A 12356-nucleotide genomic window follows, 5' to 3' on the forward strand; every position below is an offset into this window, starting at 1 on the left:
GCGATTGCGTCAGGCGATGGCGGCGCGGCGGCGGCGCATGGCGGCGCCGGTCAGGCCGAAGCCGGCGATCAGCATCGCCCAGCTCGACGGTTCCGGCACCGCGAACAGCGAAGCGCTGAAGCTGGCGGCATCGGCCCCCGTCACGGCAAAGCTGTACAGCCGCGACGGCACCAGCGCCTGGCCATCGGGGCAGGCGGCGCCGAGTGCCACCTGGGTCGGCGCGCCGACGCCGGCACAGACGTCGAACTGCACATTGCTGCCGTTCTGCGTCACCGAAAAGTCGTTGTCGGTCGCCAGCATCAGCGCGAAACCGCCGTCGATGCGCGGGCCGATGGCAAGGCCTTCGAACTTTTCGGGGATCGGCTGGCCGGCGAGGGTCAGCGCGCTGGCGATATCGAGGAACAGCAGCTTGGAAACCGGCACGACGCCGTCCGGCAGGCTGGAATTGCTGGTGTCGAACTTGACGCTCGACACATCGGTCGCGCCGGCGAGGTCGATCATGTAGATGCGCTTGCTGCCGACCGGGGCCAGCGCGCCGGCGAGCAGATTGTCCGGGCCTTCGCCGCGGTTGTCGCGCTCGATGACGAGAAACTTGGTGCCGCCGATCCAGGTGATCGACGAAGCGCCGATGTTGCGGCCCTGCGAATTGGCGCCGAAATCGTCGCCGGTGCCGGGAATGCGGTCGTTGATCGCGGCCAGCGTTTCCAGCTGATAGGCATATTGCGCCGTCGCCTTGCCGGTCGCGACGTCGAATGCGACGATGCGCAGGTTGCGGCTGCGGCGGCCTTCGCCGGCGGCGGTGGCATCATCGAGCAACGGGTCCTGCATGATCGCCCAGGCCGTTTTGCCATCCCCCGAAACGGTGATGCCTTCGAAACCGCGATTGTCCTGCCGGCCCGCCGTCGTCACCGGGCGGCCATCGACGAAGTTCACATCGCCGTTGGGCTGGCGCGGGATGAGGTTCGCCGGGGTTTCGAAGGCGCGGATGAACCGGCCGTCGCGGCTGGTCAGATAGACCGACGGGCCATATTCGTCGGCGACGATGAACTGGCCGTTCGACAGGCGGGCGATGCCTTCGGAATCGAGCGCATTGCCGAGCGCGCCCTTGCTGCCGCCGGGCAGGCGATCGGGGAACAGGCCGCTATAGGGGTTGCCATTGGCCTGGCGGAAGACCTTGGTGGCCTTGAGGTCGAAGTTGCTGATGGCGCCGGTCGTCTTGTCGACATTGACCTTGAAGGCTTCGATCCGCGGTGCGAAATCGATGGTACCGCCGCCGGGACCGCGGTCGCTGATGCCATAGAAGGTGTCGGTGCCGGCATGATAGACCATGTCGGAGCCGAAGCTCAGCCGGTTGTCGTTCGCGGTGCTGCCGCCGGCGAGGTCGGTGGCGTTCCCCGGAACGGCGATAACGCCGGCGAGCGAGACGGCGGCGCCGGCCGGCGCGGCAAGCGCCGCGGCTGCAACCGACGCGATGAACAGACTGCGCATGTTGTGTTCCCCCCCCCGAAATGAACCTTACGTTCGCGGGAATGGTTAACGCGGATTTGTGACACGGGCTTTACGATCCCATGACGCTCCCGAGCCGCCGGACAGCCGGGATCGACCTGGGCGCGTTGCCAGCGTTTGCGCCTCGGCGACAGCGCATGTAGAGCGTCGGCACAGGCCGGCACCATTCCCCCTAAAGGCACAAGGCATGAATACGCTGTTCGTCGTCGTCGACATCATCACCATGGTGCTGCAGTGGTTGATCTGGGCGCTGGTGATCTGGGCGATCCTGTCGTGGCTGATCGCTTTCAACGTCGTCAACATGCACAATGGCTTTGTGCGCGGCGTCGTCACCGGGCTCGATCGCTTCTTCAACCCGATGCTGCGGCCGATCCGCCGCATCCTGCCCGACATGGGCGGCATCGACCTGGCGCCGATGGTGCTGATCCTGCTGATCATGCTCGTGCAGCGCGGCCTGCCGGCGATCCTCCTCGACATGACGCGGTGACAGCGGGTTGAGCCTGCCGCACGCCTGGACGCCGGTGGCCGGCGGCTTGTCGATCGCCGTCCGCGTCACGCCGCGCGGCGGCCGCGACGCCATCGAGGGGCTGGGGCATGACGCCGATACGCGGCCGCATCTGAAACTGCGCGTGGCAGCGGCGCCGGTCGATGGCGACGCCAACGACGCGGTCGAAAAACTGGTGGCGAAATGGCTCGGCGTGCCGCGATCGCATGTCGAGGTGACGGCTGGCCTGACGCTGCGGTTGAAGCGCGTCCTAGTCGACGGAGACCCGGTGCAACTGGCACGGCGGGCGCAGGCAAAACTTCTGGAGACGACGGCGTGAGCGCGATCATCATCGACGGCAAGGCCCGCGGCCTGGCCCTGCGCACCGACGTCGCCGCCGGCGTCGCCGACTTCGTCGCCGCCCATGGCCGGGCGCCGGGGCTGACGGTGGTTCTGGTCGGCCAGGACCCGGCGAGCGCCGTCTATGTGCGGATGAAGGGCGCCGCGACACGCGAGGCCGGCATGGTGTCGGGCGAACATGTGCTGCCGTCGGACACCAGCGAGGCGGCGCTGCTGGCGCTGGTCGCGGCGCTCAACGCCGATCCGGCGGTCGATGGCATATTGGTGCAGCTGCCGCTGCCGCGCCATATCGATACCGACCGGGTGCTGGCGGCGATCGACCCGGCCAAGGATGTCGACGGCTTTCACCCGGTCAATGTCGGGCGGCTCTCGGCGGGGCTCGACGCACTGGTGCCGTGTACGCCGGCGGGGTGCCTGCTGCTGATCACCGAGGCGCTGGGCGATATCGCGGGCAAGGAAGCGCTGGTCATCGGCCGGTCGAACATCGTCGGCAAGCCGATGGCGGCGCTGCTGCTGGGACAAAGCGCAACCGTGACGATCGCGCACAGCCGGACACGCGACCTCGCGGCCCATGTCGGGGGAGCGGAGATCGTCGTGGCGGCGGTCGGGGTTCCGGGGCTGGTCAAGGGTGAATGGATCCGGCCGGGGGCGTGCGTCATCGATGTCGGCACCAACCGGGTGACCGGTGCCGACGGCAAGGCGCGGCTCGTCGGCGATGTCGACTTCGACAGCGCCCGGACACGCGCCGGCTGGATCACCCCGGTGCCGGGCGGCGTCGGGCCGATGACGATTGCCGGGCTGCTCGCCAACACGTTGAAGGCGGCCCGCGCCCGGGCAAGTGCCGCCTGATGGAATCGCTGTTCGCCCTGTTCGTTTCGGCGTTCGTGACGCTGTTCGTCGTCCTCGATCCGCCCGGCTGCGTGCCGATCTTTTCCAGCCTGACCAACGGCGCCGACGTCGCCCACCGGCGGTCGATGGCCTATCGCTCGGTTGCCATCGCCACCGGCGTCATGGTCGCCTTCGCGCTCGGCGGCCAGGCGTTCCTGGGCGCGCTGGGCATCAGCCTGCCGGCGTTCAAGATCGCTGGTGGCATCATGGTGTTCCTGATCGCCATCGACATGGTCTTCGAAAAGCGCACCGAGCGCCGCGAGAACCGCGCCGAGGAAGTCATCTCGGCCGCCGCTGCCGCCGCCAAGCCGATCGAATCGGAGGATATCTCGGTGTTCCCGATGGCGATCCCGATGCTGGCAGGGCCGGGGTCGCTGGCGGCGATCATGCTGCTGGCGGCGCGCAGCCGCAGCACCGAGGAAACCTTGGTGGTGATGGCGGCGCTGCTGGCGGTGATGCTGATCACGCTGGCGGCGCTGCTGCTGGCGGGGCCGCTGATGCGGCTGATGGGCGTCAAGTTCGAAGGCGCGCTGACGCGGCTGCTCGGCGTGGTGCTGGCGGCGCTGGCGGCGCAGTTCGTCGTCGACGGCATCAAGCAGAGTTTCTCGATCGGTTGAGCAGGAGCGGGACCATGGCAGGCAAGACAGCGATCATCATCGGCGCCTCGCGCGGACTGGGACTTGGGCTGGCGGCCGAACTGGCAAAGCGCGGCTGGCAGGTCACGGCGACGCAGCGCACCGAGAGCGCAGCGCTCGCCGACGCGGCGTCGGCGGGCGGCATCACCGTGGAGACGGTCGATATCGACGATCCGGCATCGGTCGCGGCGCTGGCAGCACGCCAGCCGGGGCCGTTCGACCTGCTGTTCATCAACGCCGGTGTCACCGGGCCGAAGGCGACCGCCGACACGGTCGACGCGGCTGGGCTGGCCGGGCTGATGATGACCAACGCCGTCTCCCCGGTGCGGACGGCGCGCACGCTGCTCGGCCACGTCGCGCCCGGCGGCACGGTGGCGTTCATGACGTCGATCCTGGGGTCGGTGGAACTGCGCACCCACGCCCATGCCGAACTCTACAGCGCGTCCAAGGCCGCGCTCAATTCGCTGACCCGCGGCTTTGCGGCGGTGGAGGGCAAGGAACACGCCGTGCTCAGCCTTCACCCCGGCTGGGTGAAGACCGACATGGGCGGCGACGGCGCCGATATCGATGTGGCGACCAGCGTCGCCGGGCTCGCCGATGTGCTGGAGAGCCGGCCGGCGGCGGGACACCATTATCTCGACTATACCGGCAAGACGCTGCCCTGGTAGGGGCGTGATGCCGGCCAGCGCCGGCGTGCCTGCAGCAACCACCGCGCAAGTGAAAGACACGGCCTGACGCCGAAGTCAGGGGTGCGGCCCCTTTGTGCCCGGCGTTGGTCAAACAGCGACGCGATGACAAACGTCCGCTACGGAACATTACCTGGTTGACATAATGCGTCTCAATCGCAAAACGCAGTTGCGAACGGTTATCAAATCGGAATTGAGATGCTTTCGGACACGACGAAACTGACGCTGACGGTCGCGGCCTTGACGGCGATGCACACGCCCCTGGCCGCACAGCAAGCCGCACAGGATCGTGCCGGCAGGACCAGCCCGGCCGCCGACATCGTGGTCACCGCCTCGGGCTTCGAACAGAAGATCGTCAACGCTCCCGCCAGCATCAGCGTCATCGGCCGCGCCGAACTGGAAACCGAACGCTTCAACAATCTGGGCGATGCCCTGTCCGACGTCGAAGGCGTCGATGTCGGCGGCACCGCCGGCAAGACCGGCGGGCTCAATGTGTCGATCCGGGGTATGCCGAGCGACTATACGCTCGTCCTGCTCGATGGCCGGCGCCAGAACGCCCCCGGCAATGTCACGCCCAACGGCTTTGGCGAAACCTCCACCAGCTTCCTGCCGCCGCTGGCAGCGATCGAGCGGATCGAGGTGGTGCGCGGCCCGATGTCGACGCTCTATGGTTCGGACGCGATGGGCGGTGTCATCAACATCATCACCCGCAAGGTCGGCGACAATTGGGTCGGCACCGCCACCGTCGACACGACGCTGCAGGGCGATGGCGATTTCGGCAACACCTATTCGACCAATGGCTTCGTCCAGGGGCCACTGGTCCGCGACCTGGTCGGGCTGTCGGTGCGCGGCAGCTATCTGCGCCGCGATGCGTCGAACCTGACGTTCCTCGATTCGTCAGGAACGCCGATCGAGGTCAGCACGCGCGGGCCCAGCCCGGTCGCTGCCGATATCTACAGCCTGGGCGGCCGGCTGTCGCTGACGCCGGCGTCGAACCACGACCTGTGGGTCGAATATGACCGGTCGCACCAACGCTATGACAACAGCGAATCGCAGCTCGGCACCGGCACGGTCCAGGGCGGCTATGCCGATGAACTGCGCTTCGTCCGCAACCAGATTACCGGGGCGCACAACTGGCGCACGGGCTTCGGCACCATCGAATCGACGCTGACGCGCAACACCACCGAAACCTTCGGCCGCACCATTCCGCCCGGCACGCCCGGCGCCACCCCCGGCGATCCGCGCGCCTTGCGGGCAACCAACACCATCGCCGATACGCGGTTGGTGGCCGAAACCGGCCCGGTCATCTTCACCGCCGGCGGCCAATATTGGTGGGCGCGCATGGCCGATGGCGTCGCGCCGATCGACTATGCCTTCGACCAATGGGCGGTGTTCGGCGAAGCGAGCTGGAAGCTGCTGCCAGGCTTCACCCTGACCGGCGGCGCCCGCTATGACCGGCACACCACCTTCGGCGGCAAGGTCAGCCCGCGCGGCTATGCCGTCTGGAACGTTTCCGACGCCGTCACCATCAAGGGCGGCGTGTCGCGGGGCTTCAAGACGCCGCGGCTCGACCAGATCACGCCCGGCATCACCGGCTTCGGCGGCCAAGGGACAATCCCGCTGATTGGCACGCCCGGGCTGCGCCCCGAAACCACCACATCGGCGGAGGTCGGCGTTTATTTCGATACCAAAGCCGGCCTGTCGGGCAATGTCACGCTGTTCAACAACGAATTCGACGACAAGATCGCCGCCGGCCCTGGCATCCCCAATTGCGCGTTCCGCCTCGCCCCCGACCGCGCTGGCTGCCTCGATGTCGGCAATTTCCCCAATGTCGACCTGTTCGGACAGACGATCAACATCGACAAGGCGCGCACCCGCGGCGTCGAAACGGCGCTGCGCTTCGTCCTGTCCCCGGCGCTGACGCTGACCGCCAACCATACGTTCACGGACAGCGAGCAGCTGTCCGGCCCCGAACAGGGGCTGCCGCTGATCGGCACGCCGCGCCACATGGCCAATGCCCAGCTGCGCTGGAAGACCAGCCGCGACCTGTCGCTCTGGGCGCGTGGCCAGGTCCAGTCCGGCCGTTTCCGCGGTACGGGTGCGGCGCAGGACGCGCTGGGCGACTTCGCCGCCTATCAGCTGCTCCACATCGGCGGCAATTACCGGGTCAACGATGCGATCACGCTCAACGCCGTGATCTACAACGTCTTCAACACCAACTTCGTCGAATATCTGCCGTACCGCGACGGCACCCGCACCGTCTACGCCCAGCAATATGCCAACAACCAGGAGCCGCGGCGCCTCTACCTGTCGGTCAATGTCGACTTCTGAAGCGGCGGCGCGGCGCCGCCGCTGCTACAGCCCGTCGCGGCGGCCGAGCAGACGCAGCCGCAGGGCGTTGAGCTTGATGAAGCCGGCGGCGTCGCGCTGGTCATAGGCGCCGGCGTCGTCCTCGAAGGTGACGATGCCTGCCGAATAAAGGCTGTTGGGCGACTTGCGGCCGACGACGCCGACATTGCCCTTGTAGAGCTTCAGGCGGACGGTTCCCGACACCTTGGCCTGGCTATGGTCGATGGCGGCCTGCAGCATCTCGCGTTCGGGGCTGAACCAGAAGCCGTTGTAGAGCAGCTGGGCATATTTCGGCGCCAGCTCGTCCTTCAGATGCGCGGCGCCGCGGTCGAGGGTGATCTGCTCGATACCGCGATGGGCGAGATGGAGAATGGTGCCGCCCGGCGTCTCGTACATGCCGCGCGACTTCATGCCGACGAAACGGTTCTCGACCAGGTCGAGCCGGCCGATGCCATGCGTCTTGCCGAGGTCGTTGAGCCGCGCCAGCAGGCTGGCCGGCGACAGCGCTTCGCCATCGACCGCCACCGGGTCCCCGGCTTCGAAGTCGATGGTGATATATTGCGGCGTGTCGGGCGCGGTTTCGGGGGAATCGGTGCGCGAATAGACATAGTCCGGCACTTCGTTCCACGGATCCTCGAGCACCTTGCCCTCCGACGAGGTGTGCAGCAGGTTGGCATCGGTCGAAAACGGGCTTTCGCCGCGCTTGTCCTTCGACACCGGGATCTGGTGGCTTTCGGCAAAGGCGATCAGCGCTTCGCGGCTGTTGAGGTCCCATTCGCGCCACGGCGCGATGATGCGGATGTCCGGCGCCAGCGCATAATAGCCGAGTTCGAAGCGGACCTGGTCATTGCCCTTGCCGGTGGCGCCATGGCTGACGGCATCGGCGCCCACCTTGCGGGCAATCTCGATCTGCTTCTTGGCGATCAGCGGCCGCGCGATCGAGGTACCGAGCAGGTACAGCCCCTCGTACAGCGCATTGGCTCGCATCATCGGGAAGACATAGTCGCGCACGAACTCCTCGCGCAGGTCCTCGATGAAGATATGCTCGGGCTTGACGCCCATCATCACCGCCTTGGCGCGCGCCGGCTCCAGCTCCTCGCCCTGACCAAGGTCGGCGGTGAAGGTGACGACTTCGCAGCCATAGGTCTGCTGCAGCCATTTGAGGATCACCGACGTGTCGAGGCCGCCCGAATAGGCAAGGACGACACGGTTGACGGGGGCAGCGGGCTTGGTCACGGGCGATGGCTTTCGGTTGCTTGCGCGCGGCTATAGCGGGCGCATGGCGATAGGGGAATGCCGGCGGCGCCCGCTATTTCTGCCGCTCGATGAAGCCGCGCACATCCTTCGACAATTTGGCGAGGTCGGCGTCGCGGACGTACATCATGTGACCGGCGTCGTAATAATGGAATTCGACGCGGCCTTGGGGAAAGCCCGGGCGAGTCAGCGATTGTTCGGCGCCGAAGAAGGGCGTCGCGAAGTCGTAATAGCCCTGGCCGACGAAGATCTTCATGCCGCTGTTTTCGCGCAGTGCCTTCGACAGATAGGGCGCGACGTTGACATAGGTGGTGCCGTCACGGCCGTCGCCCAGCTTCCAGTCCCACGGGCCGACGCTGCCGATGGTCACATATTGGCGGTCGGTCTTGTAGCCCAGGCCGTCGCGCGCCCAGCTGTTGATCGCGGCGGTGTATGACCCGTCGATGCCGTAGAAGCTCGGGTCGTTGTCGGGGCCTTCGCCGGCGCGGTCGTAATCGATACCGAGGTAGCGGGCATCGAGACGGCCGACGCTGGTGCCGCGGTCGCGCAGCAGCTCCTTGTAGAAGCGGTTGGAGCTGACGCGCAGATTGGCCTTGTCGAGAAAATCCTCCGACAGCCCGGTGAAACCCGCCAGCTGGCGGCGCACTGCGGCGCGTTCCTCGGCCGGCAGCTGGTTGCCCTTCAGCAATGCGGTGATGTACGGCCCGCGCGCGAAATTGCGCGCCTCGTCGAGAAAGGGTTCGAGCGCTGCCGGCTGCTGGGGCAGGTGCTTGTGATAGGCGGCAACGGCCGCCATCGACGGCAGGGTGACGACATATTGCATCTCGTTGCCCTCGGTTTCGGCCTCGGCGCCGAAGTCCAGAATGGTCGAGATGAGGATGACGCCGTTGACCGCGACGTCGTTGTAGCGGCCTTCCAGCTCGTTGATCAGCGCCGCCGACCGCGTGGTGCCATAGCTTTCGCCGCCGATGAACTTGGGCGAATTCCAGCGGCCATTGTCGTTCAGCCACAGCCGGATGAAGTCGCTGATCGACCTGGCATCCTGGGTCACGCCCCAGAAGGTCTTGGGGTCGGTCTTGCCGAGCGCGTGCGAAAAGCCGGTGCCGACGGGATCGATAAAGACGATGTCGGTGACATCGAGCAGGCTGTCGGGATTGTCGGTGATCGGATAGGGCGGCGCGCCATCGTCCTTGGCATCGGGTATGCGGACGCGCTTGGGACCGAAGGCGCCCATGTGCAGCCAGACCGAGCCGGAGCCCGGCCCGCCGTTGTAGAGGAAGGTGATGGGGCGCTTTGGATCGCGCGGGCCGTCCTTGATATAGGCGGTGGAAAAGATCGCCGCGGTCGGCTTGCCGTCCTTGTCGCGCAGATAGGTTTCGCCGGCGGTGGCGGTGTAGCTGATCGCCTTGCCGCCAAACGTGCCGCTGTGTTTCGTCACCGACCGGTTGGGGGCGGGAATGGGGTCATCGGGCTTTTCGCTACGCTCCGGCCGGGCCGGCTTGTCGGCGTCCTGGGCGATGGCGGGGGCAGCAAGGGCCGTGGCGAGAAGAAGCGCGGCGAGCGTGGTGCGAAAGATCATGACGGCGACCTTAGCGGCCCCATTGTGGGGAGCAAGGCCTTGTTGTCAGGCCGCTATGATCGCTTCGGCATAGGGGGTCATGTCCATGTCCGGGTAGCGCGCGGCAGTGCCGGCGAGGGTCTCCGCCGTCCAGTAATCGCTGCCCGGCGGCGGAAAACCGAACAGGTCGCGCTGGCGGACGGTCATCGCCGCCAAGGCCGTCGCCCAGCCGGGGCGGATGGCCTGGTCGGGCCACGCCATCTTGCCCGTCCAGGGCCGGCCGCGCCGCTTGAAATCGGCCATCAGGATGAAGCGCGCGGCCTCGGCGTCGGTGAAGTTGCTGCCGCGGTGAAAGACATCGGTGCGGTAGAGGATGAGCGTGCCGGCGCTGCCGGTCAACGCGACTTCATGCGCGACCAGGTCACCGGGGGCGAGGATCTGCGGCACCATCGGCAGATGGGCGCTGTGCTGCAGGGGCACGGCGCAGGTCGGGGCACAGCCGGCATCGACATCGGACAGCAGCATGATCGTCGTCAACTGCGGCTGGTCGGGGCGGGGGACGACCAGTGTATGGTTGCCGTAATCGCGATGATGCGGCTGGTCATAATCGGTGGCGCCGGCATATTTCGCCCAAAGTTCGACCTTGTAGAGGTCGATGTCGGCGCCGCCCAGAAAGCGTTCGGCGGCGTCGATCAGGTCGGGCAGCACCGGCAGCGCGTCGAGCGCCGGGTCGGCGTAGGGAAACAGCCGGATGCCGGCAAACTGGCTCTTGCCGAAGCCGCGGTGCGCCGCCGGGTCGGCGAAATAATCGGCAGGGCGCGGGAAGACCGTCCACAGCGCGTCCTGCGCTGCCGCCAGCACGTCGCCGGGAACGAAGCTGGGCACGCGTGCAAAGCCGGTGTCGCGCAATTCGGCCAGCGCGGCATCCGGCACGCGCATCAGCGCGGCATCGCGGCTTCGGCGGCGGCGATGTAATCGCGGCGCAGCGGCAGCGTATCGCGGCGCTTGGTCAGCTGGATCTGGACGTTCATATGGCCATCGTTGAAGAACGCCGACATGGCGGCGGCGAGGTAGAACATCCACATCCGGTAGAAGCGCTCGTCATAGATCGCGACGATCTCCGCCTTCCTGGCCTCGCACCGGTCATACCAGTGCCGGATGGTATGGCCATAATGCAGCCGCAGCACCTCGATGTCGGTAATCCACAGCCAGGCCTTTTCGACGGCCGGGACGATCTGCGACAGCGCCGGCGAATAGCCGCCGGGGAAGATGTATTTCGCCGTCCAGGGGTCGGTGGCGCCGGGGCCATCGGCGCGGGCGATGGTGTGGATCAGTGCGACGCCGTCGGTTTTCAGCAGCGCCTCGACGGTCTGGAAGAACTGGTTGAAATGCGGCAGGCCGACATGTTCGAACATGCCGACCGACACGATCCGGTCGAACTGGCCGGTCAACGACCGATAGTCGATCAATTCGAACCTGACCTTGTCGCCCATGCCCTGCCGCTGCGCCTCGGCGCGGGCATATTTCAGCTGTTCCTCCGACAGCGTCACGCCCAGCACCTCGGCCCCCGACACCTTGTGGAGATAGCGCGCCAGGCCGCCCCAGCCGCAGCCGATGTCGAGAACGCGCTGGCCGGGCTTCAGGTCGAGCTTGGCGGCGATATGCGCCAGCTTGGCTTCCTGCGCTTCGTCGAGCCCCATGTCGGGGGTGTCGAAATAGGCGCAGCTGTACTGGCGGTGCGGGTCGAGAAACAGGTCGTAGAGCCGGTCATCGAGGTCGTAATGATGGGCGACGTTGCGTTTCGACCGGCGGGCAAAGTTGATCTGGTCGATCTTCGCCGCGATGCTCGCCTGGCGCCACAGCGCAAAGCGCACCGGGTTGTCCCGCTGCCAGCGCAGGTTCCAGGTGACGAGGTCGACGAGCTGGCGGATATCGCCCTGCTCGATGACCAGCCGCCCGTCCATATAGCCTTCGCCGGCGCCCAGCGCCGGGTTGAGCGCGATGCGGTTGGCGACCCCCGTGTCGGTGAAACGCACTGTTACCGCTGGCTTGCCGGGGTTGGGGACGCCATACACGTGGCGGGTGCCGGCGGCATCGATGACGGTCAGTTCGCCGTCACGGATCATCTTCTTGAAAAGGCGGTCGAGGAGAAACATCGCCTCTATCTAACGGGGGTAAGGCGCGTCGGCTAGGCTCATGGACGTGCGGTCAGCCCTTGGAGACGACTTCCGCCAGCGCCGGGTTGCGGTTGCCGGGCGCCGCGTCGAGGATTTCGCGCACGAACGCGCCCTTGTTGACGGTCGTCGTCTTGGGGTCGGCGGCATTGGAACGGATCGCCGGGTCGGTGTTGCCGGCGCCGGCGCGGTCGAGCAGCTGCTGTTCGGCGGGCGATTTCGGCGGCGGCTTGACGCCGGGCCCGAACAGCGCCTCCATCGCGGCGCTCTGCGCGTCCTGGCCCACCGGGCGGGCGCTGCCGGGCTTGGGCGGGGCCAGTGCAAAGTCCTGCGGCACGACCAGCGGCGCGTTGCGGCTGATCGCCAGCTCGTCGGGGGCATTGTGCGAGGCAAGGCCCGTCTTGCCGCAGGCGGCGAGCGCCAGGCCGGCGGCGGTGACCAGAACAAGGTTACGCATGTCGT

At 67.0% G+C, this 12356-nt stretch carries 12 protein-coding genes; 6 read left to right on the plus strand and 6 right to left on the minus strand.

The window, feature by feature from the left end; translation table 11 throughout:
• Positions 1 to 9 precede the first annotated feature (9 nt).
• Positions 10 to 1488 carry an esterase-like activity of phytase family protein gene (locus GGQ62_RS12185; protein WP_152578576.1) on the minus strand — a complete coding sequence of 493 codons (1479 nt, stop codon included), beginning with the start codon at positions 1486 to 1488 and terminating at the stop codon, positions 10 to 12.
• 205 nt (positions 1489 to 1693) lie between these two features.
• Here GGQ62_RS12185 and GGQ62_RS12190 point away from each other — a divergent pair, with 205 nt between their 5' ends.
• From GGQ62_RS12190 to GGQ62_RS12215, 6 genes are all read left to right on the plus strand, one after another.
• Entirely contained in the window at positions 1694 to 1993 is a 300-nt protein-coding gene (locus tag GGQ62_RS12190) for a YggT family protein (protein ID WP_152578577.1), read from the plus strand.
• 7 nt (positions 1994 to 2000) lie between these two features.
• Positions 2001 to 2330 (plus strand): DUF167 family protein, encoded by a 330-nt coding sequence (locus GGQ62_RS12195; RefSeq protein WP_243446249.1) that lies wholly within the window; start codon positions 2001 to 2003, stop codon positions 2328 to 2330.
• Complete coding sequence (gene folD / locus GGQ62_RS12200) at positions 2327 to 3199, plus strand: bifunctional methylenetetrahydrofolate dehydrogenase/methenyltetrahydrofolate cyclohydrolase FolD (protein ID WP_152578578.1); 873 nt, start codon at positions 2327 to 2329, stop codon at positions 3197 to 3199. Before GGQ62_RS12195 ends, folD begins: the two co-directional genes overlap by 4 nt.
• 8 nt (positions 3200 to 3207) lie before the next feature.
• A complete protein-coding gene (locus GGQ62_RS12205; protein WP_152578724.1) occupies positions 3208 to 3855 on the plus strand; it encodes a MarC family protein in 648 nt (215 codons plus the stop codon).
• Positions 3856 to 3869: 14 nt separating this feature from the next.
• Positions 3870 to 4541 carry an SDR family oxidoreductase gene (locus tag GGQ62_RS12210; protein WP_152578579.1) on the plus strand — a complete coding sequence of 224 codons (672 nt, stop codon included), beginning with the start codon at positions 3870 to 3872 and terminating at the stop codon, positions 4539 to 4541.
• A 216-nt stretch (positions 4542 to 4757) separates the two neighbouring features.
• Complete coding sequence (locus GGQ62_RS12215; protein WP_152578580.1) at positions 4758 to 6890, plus strand: TonB-dependent receptor domain-containing protein; 2133 nt, start codon at positions 4758 to 4760, stop codon at positions 6888 to 6890.
• Between the two features lie 24 nt (positions 6891 to 6914).
• Here GGQ62_RS12215 and GGQ62_RS12220 read toward each other — a convergent pair whose 3' ends face one another.
• The 5 genes from GGQ62_RS12220 to GGQ62_RS12240 form a co-directional block, all read right to left on the minus strand.
• A complete protein-coding gene (locus GGQ62_RS12220; RefSeq protein ID WP_152578581.1) occupies positions 6915 to 8144 on the minus strand; it encodes an argininosuccinate synthase in 1230 nt (409 codons plus the stop codon).
• A gap of 73 nt (positions 8145 to 8217) precedes the next feature.
• The gene (locus GGQ62_RS12225; protein ID WP_152578582.1) at positions 8218 to 9741 is read right to left on the minus strand and encodes a S10 family peptidase; all 1524 of its coding nucleotides are present in this window, start codon (positions 9739 to 9741) and stop codon (positions 8218 to 8220) included.
• Positions 9742 to 9786: 45 nt separating this feature from the next.
• Entirely contained in the window at positions 9787 to 10659 is an 873-nt protein-coding gene (locus GGQ62_RS12230) for a phytanoyl-CoA dioxygenase family protein (protein ID WP_152578583.1), read from the minus strand.
• A complete protein-coding gene (locus GGQ62_RS12235; protein WP_152578584.1) occupies positions 10659 to 11876 on the minus strand; it encodes an SAM-dependent methyltransferase in 1218 nt (405 codons plus the stop codon). Before GGQ62_RS12235 ends, GGQ62_RS12230 begins: the two co-directional genes overlap by 1 nt.
• 52 nt (positions 11877 to 11928) lie before the next feature.
• Positions 11929 to 12351, minus strand: a complete 423-nt coding sequence (locus GGQ62_RS12240) for a DUF3035 domain-containing protein (protein WP_152578585.1) — start codon at positions 12349 to 12351, stop codon at positions 11929 to 11931.
• Positions 12352 to 12356 lie beyond the last annotated feature (5 nt).

The organism is Polymorphobacter fuscus, from assembly GCF_011927825.1.
GTDB classification, from domain to species: domain Bacteria; phylum Pseudomonadota; class Alphaproteobacteria; order Sphingomonadales; family Sphingomonadaceae; genus Sandarakinorhabdus; species Sandarakinorhabdus fusca.